The 25,569-nt window shown below is 68.0% G+C and carries 25 protein-coding genes and 1 tRNA gene; 9 read left to right on the top strand and 17 right to left on the bottom strand.

The window, feature by feature from the left end:
• Positions 1 to 21 precede the first annotated feature (21 nt).
• The gene (locus AC3A5N_RS14355; protein WP_487738005.1) at positions 22 to 1,488 is read left to right on the top strand and encodes a L,D-transpeptidase family protein; all 1,467 of its coding nucleotides are present in this window, start codon (positions 22 to 24) and stop codon (positions 1,486 to 1,488) included.
• Positions 1,489 to 1,539: 51 nt separating this feature from the next.
• Here AC3A5N_RS14355 and AC3A5N_RS14350 read toward each other — a convergent pair whose 3' ends face one another.
• Positions 1,540 to 2,256, bottom strand: a complete 717-nt coding sequence (locus AC3A5N_RS14350; RefSeq protein WP_487738004.1) for a murein L,D-transpeptidase catalytic domain-containing protein — start codon at positions 2,254 to 2,256, stop codon at positions 1,540 to 1,542.
• A 78-nt stretch (positions 2,257 to 2,334) separates the two neighbouring features.
• On the opposite strand from AC3A5N_RS14350, the gene AC3A5N_RS14345 reads away from it, so the two are divergent.
• A complete protein-coding gene (locus AC3A5N_RS14345; RefSeq protein ID WP_487738003.1) occupies positions 2,335 to 2,823 on the top strand; it encodes a hypothetical protein in 489 nt (162 codons plus the stop codon).
• An 8-nt stretch (positions 2,824 to 2,831) separates the two neighbouring features.
• Here AC3A5N_RS14345 and ispG read toward each other — a convergent pair whose 3' ends face one another.
• A complete protein-coding gene (gene ispG / locus AC3A5N_RS14340; protein ID WP_487738002.1) occupies positions 2,832 to 3,989 on the bottom strand; it encodes a flavodoxin-dependent (E)-4-hydroxy-3-methylbut-2-enyl-diphosphate synthase in 1,158 nt (385 codons plus the stop codon).
• 35 nt (positions 3,990 to 4,024) lie between these two features.
• Between ispG and AC3A5N_RS14335 the strand changes: the two genes are divergently transcribed.
• From AC3A5N_RS14335 to AC3A5N_RS14325, 3 genes are all read left to right on the top strand, one after another.
• On the top strand, positions 4,025 to 5,074 hold the full coding sequence (locus tag AC3A5N_RS14335; RefSeq protein WP_487738001.1) for a CorA family divalent cation transporter: 1,050 nt from the start codon (positions 4,025 to 4,027) through the stop codon (positions 5,072 to 5,074).
• Positions 5,075 to 5,211: 137 nt separating this feature from the next.
• Positions 5,212 to 5,949 (top strand): hypothetical protein, encoded by a 738-nt coding sequence (locus AC3A5N_RS14330; protein ID WP_487738000.1) that lies wholly within the window; start codon positions 5,212 to 5,214, stop codon positions 5,947 to 5,949.
• A gap of 51 nt (positions 5,950 to 6,000) precedes the next feature.
• A complete protein-coding gene (locus AC3A5N_RS14325) occupies positions 6,001 to 6,999 on the top strand; it encodes an isoaspartyl peptidase/L-asparaginase family protein (RefSeq protein WP_487737999.1) in 999 nt (332 codons plus the stop codon).
• Positions 7,000 to 7,104: 105 nt separating this feature from the next.
• Here AC3A5N_RS14325 and bla read toward each other — a convergent pair whose 3' ends face one another.
• The 9 genes from bla to AC3A5N_RS14280 all read right to left on the bottom strand — a co-directional run bounded on the left by bla (position 7,105) and on the right by AC3A5N_RS14280 (position 15,736).
• A complete protein-coding gene (gene bla / locus AC3A5N_RS14320; protein WP_487737998.1) occupies positions 7,105 to 8,004 on the bottom strand; it encodes a class A beta-lactamase in 900 nt (299 codons plus the stop codon).
• Positions 8,001 to 8,462, bottom strand: coding sequence for a GNAT family N-acetyltransferase (locus AC3A5N_RS14315; protein ID WP_487737997.1), 462 nt, complete (start codon positions 8,460 to 8,462; stop codon positions 8,001 to 8,003). The genes bla and AC3A5N_RS14315 overlap by 4 nt, the downstream gene beginning before the upstream one ends.
• A 42-nt stretch (positions 8,463 to 8,504) precedes the next feature.
• Positions 8,505 to 9,422, bottom strand: coding sequence for an RDD family protein (locus AC3A5N_RS14310; protein ID WP_487737996.1), 918 nt, complete (start codon positions 9,420 to 9,422; stop codon positions 8,505 to 8,507).
• Positions 9,419 to 10,471 (bottom strand): stage II sporulation protein M, encoded by a 1,053-nt coding sequence (locus AC3A5N_RS14305; protein WP_487737995.1) that lies wholly within the window; start codon positions 10,469 to 10,471, stop codon positions 9,419 to 9,421. Before AC3A5N_RS14305 ends, AC3A5N_RS14310 begins: the two co-directional genes overlap by 4 nt.
• Positions 10,468 to 11,796 (bottom strand): DUF58 domain-containing protein, encoded by a 1,329-nt coding sequence (locus tag AC3A5N_RS14300; RefSeq protein ID WP_487737994.1) that lies wholly within the window; start codon positions 11,794 to 11,796, stop codon positions 10,468 to 10,470. Before AC3A5N_RS14300 ends, AC3A5N_RS14305 begins: the two co-directional genes overlap by 4 nt.
• 58 nt (positions 11,797 to 11,854) lie before the next feature.
• Positions 11,855 to 12,811 (bottom strand): AAA family ATPase, encoded by a 957-nt coding sequence (locus AC3A5N_RS14295; protein WP_487738141.1) that lies wholly within the window; start codon positions 12,809 to 12,811, stop codon positions 11,855 to 11,857.
• Between the two features lie 2 nt (positions 12,812 to 12,813).
• Positions 12,814 to 14,106, bottom strand: coding sequence for a DUF4350 domain-containing protein (locus tag AC3A5N_RS14290; RefSeq protein ID WP_487737993.1), 1,293 nt, complete (start codon positions 14,104 to 14,106; stop codon positions 12,814 to 12,816).
• Positions 14,103 to 14,762 (bottom strand): hypothetical protein, encoded by a 660-nt coding sequence (locus tag AC3A5N_RS14285; RefSeq protein ID WP_487737992.1) that lies wholly within the window; start codon positions 14,760 to 14,762, stop codon positions 14,103 to 14,105. Before AC3A5N_RS14285 ends, AC3A5N_RS14290 begins: the two co-directional genes overlap by 4 nt.
• Positions 14,763 to 14,827: 65 nt before the next feature.
• Positions 14,828 to 15,736 (bottom strand): prephenate dehydratase, encoded by a 909-nt coding sequence (locus tag AC3A5N_RS14280; RefSeq protein ID WP_487737991.1) that lies wholly within the window; start codon positions 15,734 to 15,736, stop codon positions 14,828 to 14,830.
• 122 nt (positions 15,737 to 15,858) lie between these two features.
• Between AC3A5N_RS14280 and AC3A5N_RS14275 the strand changes: the two genes are divergently transcribed.
• Positions 15,859 to 16,491: a c-type cytochrome gene (locus AC3A5N_RS14275; RefSeq protein ID WP_487737990.1), complete on the top strand. Its 633-nt coding sequence runs from the start codon at positions 15,859 to 15,861 to the stop codon at positions 16,489 to 16,491.
• Between the two features lie 71 nt (positions 16,492 to 16,562).
• Here AC3A5N_RS14275 and AC3A5N_RS14270 read toward each other — a convergent pair whose 3' ends face one another.
• Positions 16,563 to 17,228, bottom strand: a complete 666-nt coding sequence (locus AC3A5N_RS14270) for an RlmE family RNA methyltransferase (RefSeq protein WP_487737989.1) — start codon at positions 17,226 to 17,228, stop codon at positions 16,563 to 16,565.
• Positions 17,228 to 18,439 carry a Ppx/GppA phosphatase family protein gene (locus tag AC3A5N_RS14265; RefSeq protein ID WP_487737988.1) on the bottom strand — a complete coding sequence of 404 codons (1,212 nt, stop codon included), beginning with the start codon at positions 18,437 to 18,439 and terminating at the stop codon, positions 17,228 to 17,230. The genes AC3A5N_RS14270 and AC3A5N_RS14265 overlap by 1 nt, the downstream gene beginning before the upstream one ends.
• 158 nt (positions 18,440 to 18,597) lie before the next feature.
• On the opposite strand from AC3A5N_RS14265, the gene AC3A5N_RS14260 reads away from it, so the two are divergent.
• The 3 genes from AC3A5N_RS14260 to AC3A5N_RS14250 all read left to right on the top strand — a co-directional run bounded on the left by AC3A5N_RS14260 (position 18,598) and on the right by AC3A5N_RS14250 (position 20,302).
• A tRNA-Gln gene (locus tag AC3A5N_RS14260) sits at positions 18,598 to 18,671 on the top strand.
• A gap of 98 nt (positions 18,672 to 18,769) precedes the next feature.
• The gene (locus AC3A5N_RS14255; protein ID WP_487737987.1) at positions 18,770 to 19,480 is read left to right on the top strand and encodes an AraC family transcriptional regulator; all 711 of its coding nucleotides are present in this window, start codon (positions 18,770 to 18,772) and stop codon (positions 19,478 to 19,480) included.
• Between the two features lie 48 nt (positions 19,481 to 19,528).
• Complete coding sequence (locus tag AC3A5N_RS14250; protein ID WP_487737986.1) at positions 19,529 to 20,302, top strand: CPBP family intramembrane glutamic endopeptidase; 774 nt, start codon at positions 19,529 to 19,531, stop codon at positions 20,300 to 20,302.
• Positions 20,303 to 20,317: 15 nt separating this feature from the next.
• Here AC3A5N_RS14250 and AC3A5N_RS14245 read toward each other — a convergent pair whose 3' ends face one another.
• From AC3A5N_RS14245 to AC3A5N_RS14230, 4 genes are all read right to left on the bottom strand, one after another.
• Positions 20,318 to 21,625 carry a PepSY-associated TM helix domain-containing protein gene (locus tag AC3A5N_RS14245; protein ID WP_487737985.1) on the bottom strand — a complete coding sequence of 436 codons (1,308 nt, stop codon included), beginning with the start codon at positions 21,623 to 21,625 and terminating at the stop codon, positions 20,318 to 20,320.
• Positions 21,625 to 22,200: a hypothetical protein gene (locus AC3A5N_RS14240; protein ID WP_487737984.1), complete on the bottom strand. Its 576-nt coding sequence runs from the start codon at positions 22,198 to 22,200 to the stop codon at positions 21,625 to 21,627. The genes AC3A5N_RS14245 and AC3A5N_RS14240 overlap by 1 nt, the downstream gene beginning before the upstream one ends.
• Positions 22,200 to 24,389, bottom strand: coding sequence for a TonB-dependent siderophore receptor (locus AC3A5N_RS14235; protein WP_487737983.1), 2,190 nt, complete (start codon positions 24,387 to 24,389; stop codon positions 22,200 to 22,202). Before AC3A5N_RS14235 ends, AC3A5N_RS14240 begins: the two co-directional genes overlap by 1 nt.
• Before the next feature lie 178 nt (positions 24,390 to 24,567).
• Positions 24,568 to 25,560: a DUF6607 family protein gene (locus AC3A5N_RS14230; RefSeq protein ID WP_487737982.1), complete on the bottom strand. Its 993-nt coding sequence runs from the start codon at positions 25,558 to 25,560 to the stop codon at positions 24,568 to 24,570.
• Between the last annotated feature and the right edge of the window lie 9 nt (positions 25,561 to 25,569).

The raw sequence follows: 25,569 nt of genomic DNA, 5'->3' as shown, positions 1-25,569 counted from the left end.
CGGGGGCTAGAGACAGGACAAATGACCAGCAAACTTTCGCCGATCCTCCTTGCCGCCGCTTCGCTGACGGCGCTTCACCCCGCCGCCGTGGCGGCGCAGCAGCAGGCGCCGGAGAACCTCCTGCCGGAATCGCAGGCGGTCGGGCAGTATCCGGTCCGGCCCGACACCGACGTCGTCGCCAGCGAGCCGGCGCAGCCCGCCCGGCCGGCGCCGACCCCGCCGGTCGCGGTGCCGGGCGATCCGGTCCGCACGATTGCGAAGGAAGTGGTCCAGCAGTTCGAGCCGGCGGTCCAGCCCTGGACCGTCGCGAACGCGGAGAAGCTCGCCACCGTCATCGCCGGCATCGGCACAGAAGGGCTTGACCCGGCCGACTATGGCGAGCTGGCCCTGCGTCAGGCGATCGCGGCCGGTCCGGGCGAGCAGCTCGACCAGGTGGCGAGCCGCGCCTTCGCCTGGCTGGTGGAGGACATGCGCGATGGCCGCACACCGATGGAGGCGCGCAAGCAATGGTTCGTGGTCGATCCCGATCCCGACCGCTACCGCACCGGCGACGTGATGGCGGGTGCGCTTGCCAGCGGCGACATCGCCGGCGCGCTGCAGGATCTCGCGCCGCTTCACCCGGATTACGCCAAGCTCAAGGCAGAACTCGCCGGGACTGCGGCAGGCCAGACCTCGAAGCGCAAGCTGATCCGCGCCAACATGGACCGCTGGCGCTGGCTCGCGCGCGATCTCGGCAATCAGTACCTGATGACCAACGTGCCCGAGTTCCAGTTGCGGCTGACGGTCAACGACAAGATCCTGCGCACCTACAAGACGATCGTTGGCAAGCCGGGCCGCACCGCGACTCCGCAGCTCGCCGAGATCGTCGAAGGGGTGATCTTCAATCCCAACTGGACGGTGCCGCAGTCGATCGTGAAGGGCGAAGGGCTCGGCGCGCGGGTGCTCGGCAATCCCGGCTGGGCGCGGGCCAATGGCTACAAGGGCTGGCGCGACAAGGAGACCGGTTTCGTCACCGTGGTCCAGCAGCCGGGGCCCGGCAACTCGCTCGGCCTGATGAAGCTCGATATGCCCAATCCGCATGCGATCTTCCTGCACGACACGCCTTCGCGCCACTTGTTCAACAACGCCAATCGCGCGCTCAGCCACGGCTGCATCCGCACCGAGCGGGCGAGCGAATTGGCGATCACGCTGGCGATCCTGGCGAAGAACCCCACCACCGACGAAGCGCGCAAGATCGCCGCGGAAGAGGCGGTCGAGATCCTCAAGTCGGGCGAGTACACCAAGGTCCCGTTCACCACGCGGATGCCGGTTTACATTACCTACTTCACGATGGGCACCGACATCGACGGCGAGATGCGCACCTTCAAGGACATCTACGGTCGCGACGCTCCGGTCCTCGCCGCGCTCGACCAGCCCCGCCAGGAAAACCGCGCGCGCCGCACGAGCGAGGAAGCGGTCGAGATCATCGACGACATGAAGACCACCTGAGGGAACATATCTTCGTCATCCCAGCGCAAGCTCGGATGACGAGGCCGGTGCTCAGTAGACGCCCGGGTTGAGAATGTCCTCGCCGCGGGGCGGTTGGGGTGTCAGCGGCGTGATCTGGCCGGCGCCCTGGGCGGGGCGCGGAACGATCGTGCCGTCCGCCGCGAGGCCGAGGCGGTCGGCGAAGAGCACCCGGCCGCCGCCGAGCTGGAGCAGGGCAAGCTTGAAGTCCGCATCGCCCATCGCAAAGCATCCGTTGGAGCGGCCGAGGCGGCCCCAGCGGGCGAGATGCTCGGGCTCGGCATAGGCTGCGCGGTGCATCACGATGGCGCGGTCGAGCGCGTTGGAGTTGTCCGCCTCCAGCCCCTCGAGCCGGATCGAAGTGCCGAACTGCCCGGTGTACCAGCCGTAAGTCATGTAGGCGCCACGGCTGGTGCAGAGCGATTCGGGCACGTTGGAGAACCAGTTGAGCCAGCCGTCGTGCTCAGGATCGGAGCCGCTGCCGTGAGTGACGAGGTAGGAATCGACCCGCCCCGCCTCGAGATTGACGAAATGGAAGCGCGGCTCCGAACTGCGCAGCCCGTAGTCGGCGATGCCGACGATGTCGGTGCGCCAGAGGATCGATCCGGCCTTCTGCTGCTCGCGCTTGGCGATCTCCACCAGAATCGCATCGCGCGGGTTTCCGCTGCGCACTTGCGCCGGGAGGCGCGAGGGGAGAGCCATGGTTGCGCCCAGCGCCAGGGCGCCCTTGATGATGCCGCGTCTGTTCATTGTCAGACCTTAGCATAGCAAGCGGTAACGGGAGCGTGAACGGGGAACGGCTCCCGTCGTCCACACGTTTGGCCGCACATGAAGCACATTGCCCTGCCGGCGCTGCTCGCGCTTGCCGCCTGCACGGCCGCGCCGCCGCCCGAAACCGCCCTGCCGCCGGTGGAGGAGATCACGCCGAAGGCTCCCGCCGCCACCCGCATCCTCAGCCAGGACGCCGCGCATCGGCTGCGGAACAACGGTGGCATGACGCTGCAATGGATCACCTGGGATCTGCGCGGCGACGTGGACGTCAGGGTCGACGCAAACGGCGTCTGGCACCTGTCCGGTTCGCAGAGCGCGCAGGACGGTCCTGGCCGCGTGTCGGTGGAGGGCGTGGTGACCGAGATCGGCGCCGACTACTTCCTGCTTGATGGCCGCGTGACGATCACCGACACGCCCGACGCGGGCCGCCGCTGTACCGCCGACAAGGTCTGGCGCTTTGGTGTGACCCAGGGCCGCCAGTACTGGCGGCTGCGCGAATTCGAATGGTGCGACGATCTGACCGACTATGTCGAGATCTACTTCTGAGCGCAGCGCTACTCCGCCGCCTCAGGCAATTCGTGTTCCTGGGGGTTGGCCTGGCCTGCGTCGCTCATGTCAGCCTCGATCTCGGCGGCCTTCTTCTCGACCAGCTCGACGATATGGTCGAGCATGTCGGCGTCGGACACGTGGTGGTCGGTCACGCCCGACAGATAGACCATGTGCTTGCCCTTGCCGCCGCCGGTGATGCCGATGTCGGTCTCGCGCGCCTCGCCCGGGCCGTTGACGACGCAGCCGAGGACCGAGAGCGAGAGCGGCGTCTTGATGTGCGAGAGCCGCTCCTCCAGCGCCTGCACGGTGCGGATCACGTCGAAGCCCTGCCGCGCGCAGGATGGGCACGAGACCACCCGCACGCCGCGGGTGCGCAGGCCGAGGGCCTTGAGGATTTCGAACCCGACACGCACTTCGTCTTCCGGCTCGGCCGAGAGCGAAACGCGGATTGTGTCACCGATCCCGGCCCACAGCAGGTTGCCGATGCCGATGCTCGATTTCACCGTCCCGCCGATCAGCCCGCCGGCTTCGGTGATGCCGAGGTGCAGCGGGCAGTCGACCGCTTCGGCGAGGCCCATGTAGGCGGCGACGGCGAGGAACACGTCGCTCGCCTTCACCGCCACCTTGTATGCGTGAAAGTCGTGATCCTGCAGCAGCTTGATATGGTCGAGCGCGCTCTCGACCAGCGCTTCGGGGCAAGGCTCACCGTATTTCTCGAGCAGGTCCTTTTCGAGGCTGCCGGCGTTGACGCCGATGCGGATCGCGCAGCCGTTGGCCTTGGCTGCGCGGACCACTTCGGCAACGCGCTGGTCGCTGCCGATATTGCCAGGGTTGATCCGCAGGCAGGCGGCGCCGGCGTCGGCAGCCTCGAGCGCGCGCTTGTAGTGGAAATGGATGTCGGCGACGATCGGGATGTTCGAGGCGCGCACGATCAGCGGCAGTGCGGCGGTCGCTTCCTTGGTCGGGCACGAGACGCGGATGATATCCGCCCCCGCCTCTTCGCAGCGGCGGATCTGGTCGATCGTCGCGGCGGCGTCCTCGGTCGGGGTGTTGGTCATCGTCTGCACGGTGATCGGCGCATCGCCGCCGACCGGCACGTTGCCGACCATGATCTGGCGGGACTGGCGACGCGCGATCGTGCGCCACGGACGTATCTCGGACATGGCCCGCCATATAGGCGCAGCCCGATGAAGGAGCAATGACAGCGCCCGGCGTTTGCGGCATGGAAGGCGCGATGAACGATCTGGCCGATCCGACCGACGAGAACGAGGACGAAACGGCGTTGCTGTTCGGCCGCGTGCTCGACGGCAGGGGCGGCGCGCGGGCGATCGGGTGGGAAGAGGTGCAGGGATGGGGCCCGGTCGCTGCGGGCGAAGTGCTGTGGCTTCACTTGCGGCGGACGCGCGCGGGCGTCTGCGACTGGCTTCAGGCGGAGCTCGGCATTCCGGAGCAGACCGCCCGGCTGCTTACCAGCGATGCGACCCGCCCGCGCGCGTTCCGCGAGGGCGAAACGCTGGTCGCGATGCTGCGCGGGATCAACTTCAACCCCGGCGCCGCGCCGGAGGACATGGTCTCGATGCAGTTGTGGAGCGACGGGACGCGGCTGGTCACCCTGCGCCGCGCGCCGCTGCAGACGCCGCAGGACACGCTGCTGGAATTCGAAGCGGGCGCCGGCCCGGTCGACGCCGGCTCGCTGGTCACGTCGCTGACCGGCAACATGGTGCAGCGAATGAACGCCGCGATCGTCGACATGAACGACGAGATCGACCGGCTGGAAGACCTCGACATGGAGGAGGAGAGCAACGATGAGGTGCTCTCCAACGCAGTCGCGATCCGCCGGAACTGCCTCGCGCTCCAGCGCCACATGGGGCCGCAGCACGTTGCCCTGGAAGCGATTGCGCGCGATGCGCCGGAGTGGTTCGAAGCGCACGACCGGCGCGAGATCGCGGAGGCCATCGCGCTCCTGCGGCGCTTTCTCGACGACGTCGACATCAGCAAGGAAAGTGCGGTCGTGCTGATGGATGAGCTGCGCGCCCGCTCGCTCGCCGGGTCCGAACGGACCAACTATCTGTTGACGATCGTGGCCGCGATCTTCCTGCCGCTGACATTTCTCACCGGCCTGCTCGGAATCAACGTCGGTGGAATGCCGGGGGCGAATGATGCGGCGGCTTTCTGGATCGTGGTCGCGCTCTGCGCCGCGATCATGCTGACGCAGCTCGCGCTGTTCCGGAAGTGGAAATGGCTCTGAGGCGGTAACCATTGCCGTTCCTCGCCCGGCAGGTGCGCGGTAGGCCCGCGTTAAGCATTCGGCTTAACCGTTCCTGCCGTGTCCGAGCGCTATCATGGGCTTTCCGCCCACGTGCGGAACCTTTCGGAGACGTATCGATGCAGCCTCGGGCCCTCTTTCGCGAGGCCATCTCGGTTCTGGCCGAGATCGCATTCTCGCGTAGCCTGCGCACGGCGGCGCTGTTCCTGCTTCCCTATGCGGGCGTGCTGGTCGGCCTCGACGTCGCGGCGCATTACGGCGAACTGACCGATGCGCATCTGCCGGTGCAGTTCTTCCTCGCCTCGGATGGGGGCTTCGGCGAATGGCTGGAATATGCGCTGACTTTCGCGGTTGCGGCGATGCTGTTCGTCATGTGGCGGTGGGACGGAGCGAGCGTCTATCTCGCCAACGCGCTGCTGTTCGCCTGGCTGACGCTCGACAACAGCATCGAGATCCACGAGCGCTTCGGCCATGCCTTCGAAAGCTGGTTCGCCGGATGGCCGCTGCCGGTCGCGCCGAACGATATCGGCGAGGCGAGCCTGTTTCTCGCGATTGGCGCATTCTGGCTGGTCGCGCTGTTCGTCAGCCTGCGCCATGCGCGGCTGCGGGCGGCGGTCGAATCGCTGATCCTGGCCGGATGCGTCGCGGCGACGGCATTCTTCGGTGTCGTGGTCGACCTGATCGTCGTCTGGGGGCCGCACACGCAGGCGATGATCGAGATCGAGACGTTCATCGAGGATGGCGGCGAGTTCCTGATGATCTGCGCGGCGTTCCTGATTGCGGTGGCGCTGTTCGATGCCGCGCGGCGGCGGCGCGGTGTGGGCCCGCGCCTGCCGGAGATTGCCTCCGCGGCCTGAACCGGCCAATTCACCCTTGCTCTCGGCAGGCGCGGCGCTAGCCTCGAGGCCATGATCAAGCTCTCTGCATTGCTCGCGCTTCTCGCTCTCGCCCCGATGGCCTCGCTCTCGGCACAGGAGGCGGACGATGCGCCGCGCTGGTCGCTCGCGATCCATGGCGGCGCGGGGACGCTCAAGCGGGAGAACATGAGCGCCGAGCAGGAGGCGGAATACCGCGCCGCCCTGCAGTCCGCGCTCGACGCGGGGGCGAAAGTGCTCAGCCAGGGCGGCAGCGCGATGGATGCGGTCGAGGCGGTGATCGTGCTGCTGGAGGACGATCCGAAGTTCAACGCCGGCCGCGGCGCGGTGTTCACCTGGGACGGGAAGAACGAACTCGATTCATCGATCATGGACGGCGAAACGCGCGCCGCCGGAGCGGTCGCGGGGGTGACGACCGTGCGCCATCCGATCCGCCTCGCGCGTGCGGTGATGGAGGACGGGCGTCACGTCTTCCTCTCGGGTCACGGCGCCGAGCAGTTCGCGGCGGAGAAGGGCCTCGAGATCGTGCCGCCCGCATGGTTCGCGACCGAACATCGCCGCAAGCAGCTCGAGAAGATGAAGGCAGAAAATCTCGCCGCGCTGGACGTCGAGTTCAAGTTCGGCACGGTGGGTGCGGTGGCGCGCGATTCCGCTGGGCACCTCGCTGCCGGCACCTCGACCGGCGGGATGACCGGCAAGCGCTGGGGCCGCATCGGCGATTCGCCGGTGATCGGCGCGGGCACCTGGGCCGACGACCGCGCTTGCGCCGTGTCGGCCACCGGCTCGGGCGAATACTTTATCCGCGCCGGCGTCGCGCATGCGATCTGCGCGCGCATGCTGCTGGCGGACGAAAGCGTGCAACAGGCCGCCGACGCGGTGATCGCCGACGTCGGGGAACTGGGCGGCGACGGCGGGGTGATCGTCGTATCGAAGAACGGCGAGGCGGTGTTCAGCTTCAACACCCCCGGCATGTACCGCGGCCGCGCGACCAGCGATGGCACGAACGAGGTGGCGATTTTCGAGGGGGAGTAAATTCGGCCCACCCCGTCATCTCCGCGAAAGCTGGGATCGCGTGCAGCGAAGACCGACCTGGCGGGTAGCGATCAGCGTTCGCTGCGATGACGCAGAGGCTAAGATTCAGGTCACCCGAACATATCTCGCGATGACGTGCCCCACTTCCGCCAGCACGGCTTCGGAGGCCGGATCGGCCACCGTGTGCTGGCGCGCGGCGCGGAAGTATGTGGCGAAGGCCAGCGGGGCGCGGTCAGGCGGCTCGACGTAGCCGACATCGACATAAACGCTGCCCATGCCGGGCGCGAGCGAAGTGCCGGTCTTGTCGCCCGAGGGCCATTCCGGCGGGAGCCCGGCGCGCACCCGCTTCGTACCGGTGCGGGTCTCGGCCATCCACAGCTTGAGCGTGGCGCGCGCCGCTTCGCCCAGCGCATCGCCGTAGAGCAGCTTGCCCAAAGTGCGTGCCATGGCGGCGGGGGTGGTAGTGTCCTTGATCTCGCCGGGCGGCACCAGGTTGAGCTCGGGCTCGTAGCGGTCGAGGCGGCTCGTCTCGTCGCCAAGCGCACGCCAGAACGCGGTCAGCCGCTCGGGTCCGCCGAGCCGCCGCAGGAGAACGTTTGCCGCCGTGTTGTCGCTCAGCTTCTGGGTGAACTCCGCCAGCTCGCGCAGAGTCGCGCCTTGCTCCAGCCGCTCCTTCGCGAACGGTGCGTAGGCGAGCAGGTCGTCCTCGGTCCAGGTGACGTGCTCGCCGGCGTCGATCGCACCCGTCTCGTCGAGATGCAGCACGAGCGCGGCGAGCGAGAGCTTGAACGAGGACAAGTGCGGGAAGCGTGCATAGTCGGCATGGCCCCAAACGCGGCCGGTGCCGGTATCGAGCACCGCGACGCCGAGCGTGCCGTTCCCCTGCGCCTCAATGATGCGCAGCAGGGCACTGAAGCGCCCGGCGAGGTCGCGCTCGATCGGCACGCAGGCGCCCGCCGCCAGCGCGAGTCCGCTCACGAGCGCGGTTCGGCGGTCGATCGTCACAGCCATTTCTCCATGCACAGGCTGAACTCGTCGGAGACGTAGTCGCCGAACGCCGGGCATTCGGCAAAGCCGTGCTTTTCGTAAAGCCGCAAGGCAGGCAGGAACGCTTCGGGGCGCCCGGTCTCCAGCCCCAACCAGCGGTAGCCGCGTGTCTGCGCCTCCCCCAGCAGGTGGAGCAGGACCGCCTCGCCCGCGCCCTTGCCGCGGTATTCCGGGGCCGCGCGCATCGACTTGAGCTCGCCGCGGTCGGGCGTGAGTTCCTTGAGTGCACCGACCGCCGCCAGCCCATGGCCGTCGCGCACGACATAGAACGTCACGTCCGGCGCGCGCAGCCGCTCAGCCGGCAGGGCGTGGACCTTGCAGGCGGGCGACCAGCGGTGCATCTCGTCGAGGTGGAGCTGGAGGAGCGCGAGCACTTCGGCGTCCTCCAGCGGGTCTTGCGTGATCGCATATTTCATCGCAGGCCTTCTGCGCTCCGCGGGCCCCGGATGGCAAGTGCCCTAGCTGAACTTGTCCGCCTTGCGCTTGCCGAAGCGCATGTCGCGTTCGAGCCTGGCGCGGAGCTGCGCGTAGAACGCCTCGAGGAAGGCACGCTCGTCGCCGCTGCCGGGGTTCCAGCCGATCTTGCGGCAGATCGCGTCGTGAACCGATTCGAGCGCTTCGGGCCTGCCGTCGCGCAGCACGCGCTCGAGCGTCTGCAACTCGTATTCGCCGTAGATTGCCAGCTCGGCCTCGCCGAACCGGTATTCGGCGCCCGTCAGCGCGCTCGCCCCCTCGCGCGCGGCACCTTCGGTCGAAAGCGTCTCGGCCAGCGCGGCGCGCGGCGCCTCGACCACCCAGGTGCCGGCGATCAGATCGCCCGCGCGCAAGGCGTCGCGGTTGAAGAACGGGAACAGCAGGAACACGAGGAACCACGCCGCGGCCGCGATGCCGGCAGCACCGGTCTCGCCGCTCGGTGCGCTCATCAGGAAGACGATCGGCAGGAACAGCTCGATGTCGCGCAGGAGGTTGCGCGCGACCACCGCCTCCGGCGTGAGCCGTCCGCCGTCGCGCGAGGCGACCCGAATGCCGGTTGCGCGCTTGCCGAACGTCGCGCCTCGCGGCCCCATTTCCATGACCATGAAATAGCCGTTCCACAGGAGGAACCAGAACAGGGTCCAGAACACGGCGATGAACTCGATCGCTCCGTTCGTCCCGCCGGGGCCGCCGATGGCCTCGAACAGGCCGCCGGCGATCCAGATCAACGCCAGCGTGACGACGATGCCGGTGACGAACATCAGGGTCAGGTCGAGCAGCAGCGCCCCGGCACGCGCGCTGCGGCTGGCGACGGTGAAGGGGAGCGCGATCCCTTCGGGCGTGACGACGTCGCGGCGGCGCTTGGCGCGGTGCGCGAGATGCGGGGCCGCCCGGGCCGTCATGCCTTTCTTTCCCGCCCGAAGGCGAAGAAGTAGGCAAGCCAGAACAACAGCATGACGCAGCCGATGATCAGTCGCCCCTCCGTCCCGAACAGTTGACGCGGAAAGGCCTCCAGCAGCGCGGCGGCGACCAGCATCAGCACTACCCCGACCATGACCTGCGCCCCGCGGCGCCCGCTCTCGGCAGCGGCAGTGAGGATCGAGCGGCTGCCGGGGAAGGCCATCGAGCGGCCGATGTGCATGCCCGCCGCGCCCGCGAGCAGGATCGCGAACAGCTCGGTCGTCCCGTGCACGCTCAGCCAGGCGGCGAATTCGAGCGTCAGCCCCGCATCCGCATAGAGCCACAACATCGCACCGAGTATCGCCATGTTGTGGATCAGCAGCATCAGCGAGGGAATGCCGAAGGCGAAGCCGAGCGCGAAGGCGAGGATCGAGACCCCGGCGTTGTTGCTGAACAGGAAGGCCGCGAAGGCGGACATGCCTTGCGCGTCCTTCTCCACCTGCAGGCTTTCGAGCAGCACCTCGCGGCTGGCGCCGGGCACGCGCGTGTCGGCGAACTGGACCGGGACGAAGGCGTAGTACCATTCCCTGTCCTGTGCGACGAGCAGCCAGCCCGTGATCGTGCCGGCCACCATCACCGCCAGCGCAATGCAGATGTCGAGCCAGATCGCACGGATCGCGCGGCTGAGCCCGCCGCCGAGAAATCCGCGCAGCCACCCGACGAACCCCTGACGCGGCCCGTAGACCTGGAACCAGGCCCGCTGGACGAGCGAATCAAGATATTCGAGCGTCGCCGCGTCGAGCGATGTCTCGCGCGCTACGGCAAGGCTGGAGGCGGCGGTGCGATAAAGCGTGGGCAGCGCCAGCACGTCCTCGTCGGAAAGGCCGCGCAGCCGCCCCTTTTCCATCCGCGCGACGATGTCCTCCAGCCGCCGCCAGTCGTGCTCGCGCTCGAGCCGGAAGCGGTCGGAGCGCAGCGCGGCGGCTTCGATCTCGGGCGGCGGCGCGACTTCGGCTTTGCCGAACAGGGTCCTGAGAATGGGCGTCGTCACCCGATCGCCTCCGCGCGCTTGATCTCGAGATAGCGGTCGATCAGGCGGTAGCCGATCCGGTCCCACGGCGCCTCAATGATGTCGACGCCCATCTGCCGCAGCCGCTGTAGCACCAGCGCGCGCTGGCGCAGCAGGGTGTCGGCGGAGACGGCGGTGGCGAGCGCGTCGAGCGTGCCGGGCTCCGCGGCGGACATCGCAGCGAGGTCCTCGTCCTCCATGGTCACGAACAGCACCAGATGCCTGTCGACCAGCCGGCCGACACTCTCGATCATCAGTTCCGCGCCGGTCGGATCGGTGAAGTCGGAGAACAGCACGATCAGCGAGCGGCGCTGGAGCCGGGCGGAGAGCGTCGCCAGCGCGAGCGTGAAGTTCGGCTCCTCCGTATGGTAGTCGAGCCCGGCCGCGGCGCGCTGGAGGCGGTGGAAGTTGCGCGAATCGCCGACGAACGGCGTCGAAAGCTCGGGCCGCTGGGCGAAACCGAACAGCGCCACGCGGTCGCCGCCCTTGAGCGCGACGTAGGATGCGGTGAGTGCCGCGGTGACCGCACGGTCGATCCGCGGCAGTCCGCCCACCGGTTCGCACATGGCCTGGCCGCAGTCGAAGGCGAAGACGATCTGGTTGTTGCGTTCGCTCTCGTTCTCGCGCGCGTAGAGGCGGGTGTGGCGCGCGCTTGCCTTCCAGTCGATCCGGCGGCGGTCCATGCCGGGCTCATATTCGCTCAGCGCCTCGAACTGGGTGCCTTCGCCGCGGATGCGACGGGCGATGAGGCCGAACTGGGCGTCGCGCAGGAACGTCTGCAGCTCGGGGCTGCGGACCGGCGCGAGATCGGGCCAGATGCGGACCGTCCGGTCGAGTTCGTGGCTAACCTGCCGCGCGCCGAGGCCGAGTGGACCGGACCAGCGCAGCCAGACGCGCTCGACCGGTGCGGTCCCGCGGCGCGAGGGCGTGAGCGCGGCAGTGCCGTGCCAAGTGCCGGTAGCCGGGTCGAACGGAGCGGCGAATTGCACGCCGCCGCCCGGTTCGAGCCGCGGATCGACGGCGAGTGCGACCTCGACCGGCGTGCGCGCGGCACGCCCGGTGATCTCCGCCAGCACGGCGACGGTCAGCGGCTCGCCGACTTCGGCGTCGGCGGGCGCGTGAAGCCGCCAGTCCGTCATCCGCCCGGCCAGCACGCCGTCGAGCAGCGCGAGCACGAGCAGCGCCACCCCGGCGGCCGGTGCGATCACCCACGCCCCCGGGGCCGCCGCGGCGATCACCAGCGCCAGCGGCGCCGCCAGCGCAGCGAGCCACGCGGTGCGGGCCGTGGGGACGACGGGGAAAGTCACGTCGAACGTCTTCCCCGTTTATGCTTCGTGAAAATGGGAAGGATCTGGGCTTCGCCTGTCACCGCGGGGCCTCGGTGCTCTCGACGAGGTCGGCAACCAGCGCCTCGACCTCGCGGCCTTCGATCTCGGCGGCGGGGCTCAGGACCAGGCGGTGACGGAGGACGGCGGTGGCGAGAGCCTTCACATCGTCGGGGATCACATAATCGCGCCCCTCCAGCGCAGCGCGGGCGCGGGCGGCATTCGCAAGGAGAACGGCCGCTCGCGGGCTGGCGCCGCTCGACAAGTCCGTGCTCTCGCGCGTGGCGCGCACCAGCCGCACGACGTAGTCGACGATCTCCTTCGCGACGGCCACCCCCTTGAGCGCCGCGCTCGCTTCACCCAGCCGCGCGGCATCGGTGACGGCGGCGACGCCGAACTCGGCCGGGCGCGGCGGTCCCTGCCGCTCACCGAAACGGGCGACGATCGCCGCTTCCTCTTCCTCGCTCGGATAGGGAACCAGCAGCTTGAACAGGAAGCGGTCGAGCTGCGCTTCGGGCAGCGGATAGACGCCCTGATTCTCGATCGGGTTCTGCGTCGCGACGACCATGAAGCGGTCGGGCAGCGCATGCGTCTCCCCATCGAGGGTCACGCGGCGTTCCTGCATGGCTTCGAGCAGCGCGGCCTGCGTCTTGGGCGGGGTGCGGTTGATCTCGTCGGCCAGCAGCAGCTCGCAGAAGATCGGTCCGCGAGTAAGCGTGAACTGGCTGGTCTGGAAGTTGAACAGGTTGGAGCCGAGGATGTCGCCCGGCAGCAGATCGGGGGTGAACTGGATACGGCCGTAGTCGAGCCCCAAGGCACAGGCGAAGCACTGCGCGAGGAACGTCTTGGCCGTGCCGGGCGGCCCTTCGAGCAGCACGTGCCCTTCGCTCACCAGCGCGACGAGCAGGTGATCGATCGTCGCATCCTGGCCGACGATCGCCTTGCCCACTTCGCCGCGGATCGCCTGCGCCATCGCGCGGACATCGTCGAGCGTCATCGTCATCGGATCAGCTTCCTTTCGAGGGATTTGAGCGCGCTCGCGGCGCGCAGGATCTCGTTCGGGCGGGCCGCCTCGCGCAGCGCTGCGGCGCTCTCGGCGAAGCCCGGCGCATCGGGCAGGTGCGTGGCGATCGCGCGGTTGAGCGTCTCGTCGTCGGACCCCCGCAGGCGCAGGGCAGCGGCGAGGCGCTGCCGCATCGTCTCGATATAAGGTCCGGTCAGCAGATGCAGGCGCCGCGTGCGCAGAATGAACGCTGCGCCGTTCGCCACCAGCCGCCGCTTGCCGAAGGCGATCGCGCGCGCTTCCGCAAGCGGCGGGCCGAACCGGCGGAAGGCACGCCAGGCGACCACGATCATCGCCAGCGCGAGGCACAGCGTGGCGGCGAGGAAGGGCGGCGCGAAGGCGAGCGTGAGCAGGTTCTGGGTCCGCCCGAGGCCGTTCAGGGTCAAGTCGAACACGATCGGCAGGTCTTCGCCCTCCATCGCCAGATCGACGATCTCGTGCGCCAGCGCAGCGCGCTCGCGATCGGCCATGCCGTAGTTGTCGAACAGATCGGGTTCGGCGACGATCGTGAAGTTCCAGCGGCTGGTGTCGAGATCCTCCTCGTCAGCCGGCGGCAGGTCCGCCGCCTCGTCGAGCACCGGATAGTATCCGCCGTCGTCGTAGTAGCCGACGAGAATGTTTCCGTTGCTGGCGGTTACCAGCGGGATCATCGTGGCATCGGCGATCGTCTGCACCTGTTTGGGATCGGGTAGCACGCCGCGCCGGGTGGCCGATTGCCAGTGCGGCCCTTCCGCCGGATCGAGCGGACCGAGCGCCAGCTTGGTCGCATATTGCCTTTCGAATGCCTCGACCCACGACGGCATGCCGGCACCGCCGAGGATGACCCAGCCGTCCTCCTTCTCGACCGGGACGACCTCTGGTATCTCCATCGCGTACCACTTGGGCAGGACCAGGAGCGTCGGGCCGACGTAGCGGCGATTGCCGATCAGCTCGGCGATCTCCTCTCCGTCGGCGAAGGCAGGCGGGGTCAGGATCAGCAGGACTTCGTCGTCGAGGGCCCCGGGACTGCGCGAGAGCGAGACCTCGTGCCCCTCGGCCTCGAGGATCTCGGCAAGGGCGGCGTACCCGGTCAGGCCCTTCGCCGCTGCGTGACTGCCGCCATCGTTGGGCCCGCGCGAGGTCTCCCCGGCACCGATGAAATAGAGCGTCGCGGCGAACGCGATGGCGCCGAACAGCAGGAGGCCGAGCACCACCCTGGCGTTGAATGCAGGCGCGTCTTGGCCGGTCATGCCGTGCGGCCCGGAAGGCGCTGGAGCGCGAACTCGGCGTAAGCGGCGCGCGCAGCCTGCCAGTCCTCCGCCCCCAACCTACGCAAGGCGAAGAGGCTGCGCTCGACCCGCTCAGCGATGGCGGCGAAGGCAGTGCGTGCCGCTTCGGGCAAGGCCGCCAGCGCGGCTAGCTCGCGCGCTGTGCTGGACGGCTCGACCCAGTCGGGCCGGGCAGCGGCGATCTGGCCAACGCTGCGCTGGAGCAGCAAGTGCGTCGCCTCGTCGTAGCGGCCCTCGGCGGCGAGCCGGTCCGCGTCCTCGAGCAGCGCTAGCGCTTCGGCGCGGTCGGGCGCCCAGGCCTGCTCCTCCTCGGCCGGTCGTTCGCGCCGGGCCAGGGCAGGGGCGAGCAGCCGCCAGAGCAGGTAGCCGGCCAGCAGCACGCCGATGGCGAGCAGGACCCATTTGAACACCGGCCACGACATGCCGAGCGCGCGCCCGATCGGTGCGAACAGGTCGCCCAGCGCTTCGAACAGGGCTGCCAGCCAGCCGGGTGGCTCCTGCCGTTCGGGCAGGTCGACCGGTGTGAACTGGATGGTGTCATCGGCGCGAACGGCGTCCCAGCCGGTCCCGGCTGGTTCCGTTCCGCCCTCTGCGATGTCCCCAGCGCCCCGTGCCACGGGGACGAGTGGTGGCAGGTCGCCCGGCGCTGCGCAAGCGCGATCGGCCCCGTGCCGGCGCCGCGTCAGGGCCGCGAGCGCGCCTGGCGGTAGCTCCCGAGCAGGCGCAGGTCCTTGCAGTGGAACGCCAGTTCCTCGAGTGCGCCGTCGACCCGTGGATCGCCCGGCGCACCCACGATGTCGGCGTAGAACATCGTCGCGGCGAAACTTGCGCCCTGCTGGTAGCTTTCGAGCTTGGTCATGTTGACGCCGTTGGTCGCGAAGCAACCGAGCGCCTTGTAGAGCGCGGCGGGGACGTTCTTCACTTCGAACACGAAAGTCGTCATGGGCGTGTCGCCATCGAGCGCGGATGGATCGAGCGGCTCGCGCGCGAGGACGACGAAGCGCGTGGTGTTGTCGGCAGCGTCCTCGACCCGGTCCTCCACCACCTGCAATCCGTAGAGCTCCGCAGCGAGCTTCGGCGCGATCGCGGCGAGCCGGGGATCGCCCTTCTCCGCCACGAAGGCGGCCGAACCGGCGGTGTCGGCATGGCTCAGCGGTACGATCCCGCGTTCGCGCAGGAACATCCGCGACTGGCCGAGCGCCTGCGGGTGGCTGTAGGCCGCCTCGAACGGGCCGAAGCTGCCGTCAGGGTTGGGAATCGCCATCAGCGCGTGGGTGATCGGCATGAAGTGCTCACCGACGATCGACAGGCCGCTCTGGGGCAGGAGGAAGTGGATGTCGGCGACCCGGCCGTGCTGGCTGTTCTCGATCGGGATGATTGCGCAGCCGGCGCGCCCGTCCTTCACCGCATCGAGCGCGTCCTCGAATCCGAAGCACGGCAGAGGCAGGTAATCGGGCGCGGCTTCGCCCGCGGCGCGGTGGGAGTTGGCGCCGGGCGCGCCCTGAAAGGCGATCGCGCGCATCGGATTCTGCGCGGCTGCGGCGCGCATTCGCTCGACCATGGCGAGCGCGGGGGCGGGGAAGCTTTGCATCGAGGCTGGGCCCTAAGCGCGCCCCGCGCGGCGGGCAAGAACTATGGCTTGCGCTTGGCTGGGGTGCCGATTAGAGCGGCGCGCGAAACAGCCACAATCGTATTCCTCGGATCTCTTTGCGCATGAACGACCGTTTCAACACCGCCGCCGGATGGCTTCTGTTCGCGGGGATCGTCGGCCTTGGCCTGTCGAGTGTGAGTTCGCGCTTTTTCGCGACGCATGCTCCGGAAGAAGGCGGCTATCCGATCGAAGGCGCGATTGAAGAAGGCGGCGGCGAGGAAGCGCTCGACATCGGCCTGCTGCTCGCGAATGCCGACCCGGCGGTAGGCGAAGCGGCCGCCACGGCGCGTTGCGGCACCTGCCACACGTTCAACCAGGGCGGCGCTACCGGCCAGGGTCCGAATCTCTACGCGATCATGGGCACCACGATCGGCGCGCATGCTCCGGGCTTCGCCTACAGCGATGCGCTCTCAAGCCATGGCGGCAACTGGACTTACGATAACATGTTCGCGTGGCTCGAAAGCCCGCGCTCGTTCGCGCCCGGCACGAAGATGAGCTTCGCCGGCCTCTCGAGCCCCGAGGACCGTGCGAACATCATCCGCTTCATGTACGAAAACGGCGGTGGCCCGGCACTCCCCGAACCCGCTCCGGTGGAAGAAGCCGAAGCGGCCGCCACCGGCGAAACGGAAACGCCCGAGGCCGAAGAGATTGCGCCCGGCGCCGATCAGACCAACCCGGTCGGCGAAGGCGCCTAAGGCGATTATTGGTATCCCGGCCGCGGGGTCGGGACCGCTCCAGCAGTCTCGCTTGCCGTTCCGGCCGTCCCCTAGTCGCGGCCCTTGAAGCCCTGAGCCACGACATACCATTCGGACGAGCCCTTGCGGCTCGCCGGCGGCTTGGCGTGCTTGACGGTGCGGAAGTGTTTCTTGAGCAGCGTGAGCAGTTCGGCGTCGGTGCCGCCGGCCAGCACTTTGGCCAGGAATGCGCCGCCTTCGGCCAGGTTCTCGACCGCGAACCAGGCCGCAGCCTCGACCAGGCCCATGGTGCGCAAGTGGTCGGTCTGCTTGTGGCCCACGGTGTTCGCCGCCATGTCCGACATGATGAGATCGGGCGGACCGTCGAGCGCGGCTTCGAGCGCGGCCGGCGCCTCGTCGGCCATGAAGTCCATCTGCAGGATCGCGACGCCTTCGATCGGTTCGACTTCGAGCAGGTCGATGCCGACGATCGCCGCCTTGGGCACCTGTTTGCGCACGACTTGGCTCCATCCCCCTGGCGCGATGCCTAGATCGACCACACGGCGCACGCCTTTGAGCAGGCCGAACTTCTCGTCGAGCTCGATCAGCTTGTAGGCTGCGCGGCTGCGGTAGCCCTCGGCCTTCGCCTGCTGGACGTAGGGGTCGTTGAGCTGGCGTTCGAGCCAGCGGGTCGACGAGGCGGTGCGCCCGCGCGCGCTGCGTACGCGCTTGTCGGGATTGCGGCCGGAGCGTGCCATCAGACCCTCGCCGACGCTTGCGGTGCGTGGTCGGAGGCGGGCGCAACGCCGGCCGCCATCAGGCTGCGCAATATGCCCTCGCGTATCCCGCGGTCGGCGACTCCGAGCCGCTCGGCCGGCCAGATGTCGAGGATCGCCTCGAGAATCGCGCAGCCGGCCACGACCAGCTCCGCCCGGTCGTTGCCGATGCACGGCAACCGGCCGCGCTCCTCCGCGCTCATCGACGCGAGGCGCGCGCTGATGGCGCGCATGTCTCCCGAGGGGACGATCAGGCCGTCCACCGCGCGCCTGTCGTACTGCGGCAATTCGAGATGGACGCTAGCGAGCGTCGTCACCGTGCCGCTGGTGCCAAGGAGCCGGATCTCGCGCTCGGTCTGCGCAGCGCCGGCGATCCGCTCGGCGAAAGGGGCGAAGCTTTCCGCGACGACGCGCCGCATTTCCGCATAGCGGGCGAGGCGCCCTTCCGGCGTCCTCTCGCCCCTCGCGACCATGTCCGTCAGCGAGACCACGCCCCAGGGCACGCTCTGCCAGTCGAGGATACGCGGCACCGGACCTTCGGGTTCGATCAGAACGAGCTCGGTCGAACCCCCGCCGATGTCGAAGATCACCGCCGGCCCTTCTCCGCGCTCGAGCAGGATGTGGCAGCCGAGCACGGCGAGCCGCGCTTCCTCCTGCGCCGAGATGACGTCGAGCACGATGCCGGTCTCCTGCCGGACGCGCTCGATGAACTCGGCGCCGTTGACCGCACGGCGGCAGGCCTCGGTCGCCACTGAACGGGCGAGATAGACGTGGCGCCGGCGCAGCTTCTCGGCGCAGACCCGCAGCGCGCCGAGCGCGCGCTCCATCGCCGCATCGCTGAGCCGCCCCGACATGGCGAGCCCTTCGCCGAGGCGTACCACGCGGCTGAAGGCGTCGATAACGGTGAAGTTCTCACCTGCGGGCCGCGCGATCAGCAGGCGGCAGTTGTTGGTGCCGAGATCGAGCGCCGCGTAGGCCTGCCCCCGGTGCGGCGCTGCGGTGCGCGGCTCGCCTCCCCTCCCATTCGGATGGACATTCGAATGGGCGTCCGAGCGGCGGGCCGGGCGGGTCCCGGGCTTGGTTTTGTCGGTAGGCGCGGGGCGCTTGTAGCGGAAATCGGCTACCTTGCCGGACGTCTTGCCCCCTCGTGCGCCTTGTCTCCTGTCACTGTCCGGCGGAGAAAAATCCGCCATACTTCAATACTTTCAATTCCACCCGCACGTGCTTGCGCGGGGACCTGGCACCGATGCTAGCGTGCGGAGCAGGCGGGGGCAAGCGCGCAGGCCAGAGCGGGCTTGACCTGGGCTCCGCGCAAAACTAGATGCGCCCCCTCGCGACCACACTCGCGCATTGCCCCGTCGTCTAATGGTAAGACTACGGACTCTGACTCCGTCAATTGAGGTTCGAATCCTCACGGGGCATCCATCTTTTCGCTGAGCTACGCCGCCCCGTGGCGGCTGGACGCGACTATCGAGTGCGTCCATGGTCCGGTCTCGCCCCACGAGCCCGGTTTCAGCCCGTCCATGCTTCTTTACCAGCGCAGCCGACTGCAACCTTCCGTCATCGAACGCCATCGCCATACGCGGCCGTATGCGACGGTGATCCTGTCCGGGCGGTACGAGGAGGCCGGCGACGCCGGACGGTTCAAAGTCGAGCCCGGCGATGTGCTGCTCCATCGGCCGTTCTCGGCGCACCTCGACCGCATTTCCGGCGAGGCGGCGATCGTCTTGGACTTGCCGCTGCCGTTCCAGGCGTCGCTCGGGCCGGCGAAGGGGCGAATTGCGGATCCCGATGAACTGGTCCGCCTCTCGCAAACCGATCGGCGGAGCGCCGTCGAATATGTCCTGAACGAGTTTCGGGCGCTTCGCAGCGAAGAGGGCGACCTGCCCGATCTGCTGGCCCAGGCTCTTGCGGGCGTAGAGCCTCCCGCGATCGGCGGATGGGCCGAAGCCATGGGCCGAACGCGAGAGCACGTCTCCCGCGCGTTCCGTACCGTTTATGGCGTATCGCCGGCGCGCTACCGGAGCGAGGCCCGGGCGAGAAATGCTTGGCAGATGATCCTCGCGGGACACGCCAGCCTCGCGGCTATCGCGGCCGACACCGGATTTGCGGATCAGGCGCATATGGCGCGGGCGATCCGGAACTTCACTGGCTCGACGCCGACCGCTTGGCGAAAGTGGACGCATCGTCCCCCATCGAAGCGAGGCCCGACGGGCAATATGCCGGCGATCTAGATCACATTCGTTCAAGACAATCGCAGCGGCGGTCGTGAAAGGGGGCGTATGATCCAGATCACCGCTCCCACCATCCCGTTCGTCCAGCTCTACGGTTTCCGGTTCCGGCTTTGGCCCATTCTGTTGACCGCCATCCTGATGCAAGGGATCCTCACCGGCGGACAGGAAATCGCCAAATGGATCTACAAGGGCGGTCCGGCAGCATGGAGCGGCCACGTTTCGATCTTCCTGCTCCTGGCGATTGCGTTTCAAGCGCTACTCGGCTTGGCCGGCATCGCGGTCGTAAAACGCCTGGTGCCCGAGATGGATGCGCACCTGCGCTGGCCTCCGGGGCGCACATATGTCGGCCCAGCGCTCCTGATCGGCGTGGCCATGGGCCTGATAATGCTGATTGCCGACTACTGGCCGGCGCTGCTGAGCCAGACCCCGCCCACCACGCAATACTCTACGACACCACTCGATTCGGCCGGCTTTCTTCTGGGAATGCTTACGACCGGCCTGGCCGAGGAGACCATCTTTCGCGGGCTCCTCGTCGGCCTGCTGGTCGTGCTGGTGCCGGGGCGGCTCCGGATCGGGGCCGTCGATCTCCCGGTGGCCGCCTACATCGTCGCGCTGCTCTTCGCCCTGGCACACTGGAAATCGTTCGTCGTGAGTCCCTTCCACCAGGCACTTGCCCAGCAGAGCTATGCGTTCGTGTGGGGACTGACCTACGTCTGGCTTATGGAGCGCTCCAAGAGCTTGCTCGCACCCATCGTGGCGCACGGCGTGGGTAACTTCACCGAAGTCGGTATCATCATCTTACTCGCGGCTGCATGGGCCTGAGCAGAACCGCGCGATCTACGCTGGCAGGGGCTGCGCACGGGCCTGTTTGCGCGAGGCTGCGAGGATCGAGGCGGCGATGTAGAGCGCGAGGCCGACCCAGAAGATCGCCACGAATGGCGCTTCGTTGCCGATCGTGAAGCGCGCCACGACCGTCGCCGCGAGCGCGGCCGGGCTGCCGACGATCACCCCGGTCCAGGCGGCGCGCAGCCGCGGTTCCTCGATCCCGCGGCGGCGGCGCTTGCCGAGCCAGATATAAGTGCCGGTGGCGCAGATCGCGGTCAGCGCCGCGCCGAAGATCACATAGGCGACCTTCACCCAGAACCCGCCGAAATTGCCGAAGTGCAGCTTGTAGGTCGAGGCCGCGGCCTGCTGGCCCAGCGCGCCGTCGGCAAGACCCGCGGTGCCTTCGAAGCGGCCTTCTCTGTCGAACGTGTAGTATTCGCCGAAGATCAGCCGCCGCTCGTGTTCGCCGACCATCTGCACGTGCTGGCTAGCGGTGAGCGGATCGTGGAGCACGGCGTAAGTCAGCCGCACGTCGGGATACTCGACGGCCATGTGGCGCAGGGCCGCGGCGAGATCGGGCGCCGGGGCGGGGCCGGCGTCGTGCGCGCCTTCTTCGCCGAAGATCGGGCCGTAGACCGCCTCGACATCGCCGTCGTAGGCAGTCCCGGCGACGCCGTAAGCCGTCACGACCGCGAGCCCGATCAGGGCGCCGGTCAGCGCGATCGCGACGGTGAAGGGCAGGGTCCAGACGCTCAGGCGGTTGTGCCAGTCGACGAGGCCCACCCCGCCCTTGTCGCGGGCGCGCAGGCGGAAGGCGTCGCGGAAGATCCGCGGATGGGCGATAACGCCCGAGAGCGCCAGCGCCAGCATCATCACGCCCAATACCCCGACGATCGTCAGCCCGACGAGGCTCGGCAAATTGAGCGTATAGTGGAGCTGGACGAGGAAATCCTTCCACGCGATCTCCTCGGGCATGGCGAGATTGCCTCGCGCGTCGAGATGGAATGCCTGGGTATCGGTGGTGACGGTGGCGCGCGGCAGTTCCTCTACCGGGATATGAACGTAGAGGTGGGTGGTCGTCGGCAGCCCGGCGGCGTCCTCGGCCGCGAGCACGCGCTCGACGCCGCGCTGGACGGCATCGGGCGCGATCGAGGTCATCTCGGGCGCGCCGGGCTGTTCGAACCGCTGGAGCTCGACATAGAACACCGCGATCGTGCCGGTCAGCGAAAGGATATAGAGCAGGGCTCCGGCGATCAGGCCGATGGCGGCATGGGCGGACAGCGCACGCTTCACGGTGCCCGGTTCGATGGTTGGGCTCATCATACGGCTCCCAGGAGGAGCGCGGGCAGGGCCGCGCAGGCGGTGACGGCGAGGTAGACGATCTGGCGCTTCCGGCTTGCGGTCATGAGTAGCGTGAAGGCGAGCACGGTCCACACCACGGGCGTCGCGAAAAGGGCGAGGACGTTCGCATTCGCCTCACCCGCGCCCATCGCTGCAGCGAGCCAGCGGACACCCACGGCGAAGGCGATCGAGCTCAGCAAGGCGGCCACGGCGACGAGAGCGCAGGTCGTCAGCCGCGCACCGATCCTCAGCGGGGCGGGACCTTCGGGCATCATGCCTGCGCGGCGATTGGACGCCTTGGCGCGGCTCGCCGGCGCGCGGAAGCCCTCCCAGGCCAGGATCGCGCAGGCCGCGCCCATAGCCCAGAGCGAGATCACGGTGGCTCCCCAGGCCCCGGCGGCCGCCCATCCAAGGATGAGCGCGGCGAGGCAGAAGCCCCATCCGGCTGCGTTGAGTGCCGCGGAGCGCCCCTTCTGTGCCCATGAGAAACGCAGGACCGCGACCGCCACGATCGCCAGCGCCGATCCGGCGACGATGCTCCCCCCGGCGCCCATCAGAAGCGGTAGCTCACGGTGCCGAACACGTTGCGCTCGCTACCCATGAAGCAGTCGCCGCGCGCGAGGCAGGCGGAGTAGTAGCGCTTGTCGAACAGGTTCGTCGCGTTGATCGCGAAACTCCAGCGGTTCCAGCTCACCTCCGCAAAGGCATCGGCGAGCGTGAACGCGGGCGTGACGATCCCATCGGGGAAAGCCGGCCCGTAGGAGCGGTTCTTGCCGACGTGCCGCACGCCGCCGCCGAGCAGGAGCGAGGCTTCATCCGACAGAGCGAACTGCTTCGTCGCCCAGAGCGAGGCGTTGAACTTCGGTACGTTGTCGAGCTGCTGGTCGGTGCCGTCGATCTCGGCCTCGTTGTAGCTGGCGTTGGCGATCAGGTTCAGATCGCCGGGCAGGGTGGCGTTGCCCTCGAACTCGATGCCCTTGGAGGTCATCGAACCGATCTGGATTTGGTCGAACGGATCGGGCGTGCTGTCGTCGGAGACGGGACGGTTGGTCTCCTTGATGTGATAGCCGGTCATGGTCACCAGGATCGCATCGGTCGGATGAAACTTGATCCCGGCCTCGTACTGATGGCCTTGCTTGGGCACGAAGGGGTTGCCGTTGCTGGCGGTGCCAGCGATGGGCTCGAAGCTTTCGGTATAGCTGACGAAGGGCGAGAGGCCCGGTACGATCTCGGCGATCAGACCGGCGCGGAAAGTGGTCGCGGCATCTTCCTGCCGTGCATTGTTGAAGCTGCGCGAGCTGGTCCAGTCGCGCCGCGCGCCGAGCACCAGGGAGACCCGGTCGAAGAAGCGGATCTGGTCCTGCAGATAGACGCCGATCTGGTCCTGCTTCACGTCCTCCGACGGGCCGGACGGCTGCGGCAGGTCGCCGCCGAAGTCCGACAGCGCCTCGTAATCGATGTTGTAGATGTCGATGTATTCCATCCCGAAACCACCGACCTTGCGGACCCGGTTGAAGCTGAAATCGACACCGGCAAGCACGACGTGCTCCACGTTCGCGCCGGTGTTGAAGTTGAACTGGACGTTGTTGTCGGTGGAAAAGATTTCCATCCGCGCGCGCGTGCCGTCGGCGTAGAGGCCGATCGTGCGCTGGTCCGGGTCGGCGAAGGGGCAGCCGGTGGCCGGATCGATGATCGTGTCGCCGTCTGCGTCCACAGGAGGGCGCCCGGTGGCGGGGTCCAACAGGACGAAGGGGTTTGCGGGGTTGCAGTAGCTGTCTGGATAGTGCGTCAGGTAGGTCACATCGCTGTCGATGTAGCGGGCCTTGAGATTGAGCCGCGCGGTGTCGCCGAAGCGATGCTCGAACAGTGCAGTGCCCTGCAGCAGGCGGCCATCGTAGCGGTCCCAGCCGGGCTTGCCGATAAACAAGTCGTTTGGAAGCTGTCCGTTCGGATTGGGCAAAATCGTGCCGACGAGCGGGAGGAACTGCGCCGTCGAACCGCCGTCGTCCTCCTGATAGAGGCCGATCAGCGTGAAATCGGTGTCGGGTGAAGGCTGGAAAGTCAGCGAGGGTGAGACGAGCACCCGGTCGTCGGGCACGAAGTCGGTCTGCGTGCCCGAATCGCGCACGCGGGCGACGATGCGTGCTGCGAGGTTGTCGGTCAGCGGTCCGGTGAGGTCGGCGAGCGCTTCCTTACGGTCGTAGGAGCCGTAGCGGACCGAGACCTCGCCCCCGGCCGTAAACTCGGGCCGCTTGGAAACGAGATTCATGATCCCGCCCAGCGCGCCCTGGCCGAACAGAACCGAGGCGGGGCCGCGCACCAGTTCGACCTGGTCGAAGTTGTACGGATCGGCACGGATTGTCGCGTAATAGCTGAACACGTCACGCATGTCGTCGCGGAACTGGAGCGCGTTGATCCCGCGGACGAACGCGCCATCGGTGCGGCTGTCGGGCCCGTAAGGATTGGCAGTGACGCCCGAGACGTAGTTGAGCGTGTCGCTGACCGAGATGGCGCCCTGGGCGAGATAGAGCTCGTCGTCGATGATCGTGATCGGCTGGGGCGTCTCGATGATCGGCGTGTCGGTCTTGGTCGCGGTGCTGCTTTCCTGGCGCGCGCCAGTGACGACGATCTGGCGCTGCTCGTCGGCCGCGTAGGCCGCCTCCGCCGCGGCATCGTCGGCCGCGAGGGCAGGCACTGGCACCAGAGCGGTCGCACAGAGAACGGAAAGCCGGAAAAGTCGCATGAACACCCCTTGAACCTGAACTTGGCGGGACGGCTAATGCGAGTCACTCGCACTTGCAAGTACGATGTTGGATTTTTATGGGCAGGATTGGTTGTGCGCCTCTCGATTCCGCACACAAGAAGGGCGGCGCAGGACGCCGCCCCTTCAGTTCGCGCTCGCGCGCGTGTCTTCCGCGCGGTCAGAGCGTGCCGGTATGCGTCTCGATCAGGCCGCTTGCCTCGGCGATCGCATCGCTTGCGGTAACGGTGCCGTCCTGGATCTCGTCTGCGAGCTCGAGCAAGCGCCCGCTGATGACCGTCCCGGTGTTTGCCTCTTCTTCGATGGCAATCCCGCCCTTCGTTCCCGCGACTTCGTCCCACTTGGTGCGCACCGCGGCCCAGTAATCTTTGGTTGCGGTCCAGTACGCGTCGGCGGCCGAAACTTCATAGCCGTCGAACTTGGTATAAGTGTTGAGCACGTATTCCTGCACCACCGGTTGCAGCTCGTCGGCACCGCCTTCGGCGGGCATCATCTTGGTGTTGTCCTGCCAGTGGATCCAGCCGGTCGGGGTGAGCTGGTGCCGGTTGATCGCCGCGTAGCGGTCGTAAATCGGATCACGCACCGCATCGCGACGGGCGAGCGGGCGCCAGGTCCAGTTGGAGCGCCAGCGGCGAATGCCGTGGGTCGTCTCCCATTCGCCCCAGCCGGCGTAGCGCGGGCTGTCGTCGACCTGGTAGACGGTCTGAGACCAGCGGCCGTTGCGCATGCGCTCGGGCACGTCGGTCCACTCCCAGCGGCCGGGGCCGGCGTAGGCGAGGATCTTGGCCGGCTCGTATTCCCAGTCCTGCCGCCAGTGCTTGATGACGAAGGTCTCGCCCTCGTGCTCGGCAACGAGCAGGTGCTGGAGCACGATCTTCGTGCCGGTATCCTCGATAACGCGGACCGATTCATGCCCGCCGGAGATCTTGCGATCGAGCGGCTGATAGCTCTCCGTCCACGGCGTCGACTCCTGCATGTCGAAGCGTACCTTGTAGTCGCCCGCCATCGCGAGGATTGTCGCGCGGTCCTGCTCGAACATCGCCGTCTCCACCGCCTCGCCGCGGTCGGCGATCGGGCCGTCGGCGAGCGCCGGCGAGGTCACGAGTGCAATGCCGAGCAGCGCGGAGCCGATGAAAGTCCTAGTCTTGGTCATGTTCGTTTC

The sequence above is a fragment of the Pelagerythrobacter sp. Soil_C_18 genome, from assembly GCF_057657235.1.
The sequence above is the reverse complement of the archived record's forward strand: the minus strand, read 5'-3'. Positions and strand labels throughout refer to the sequence as shown.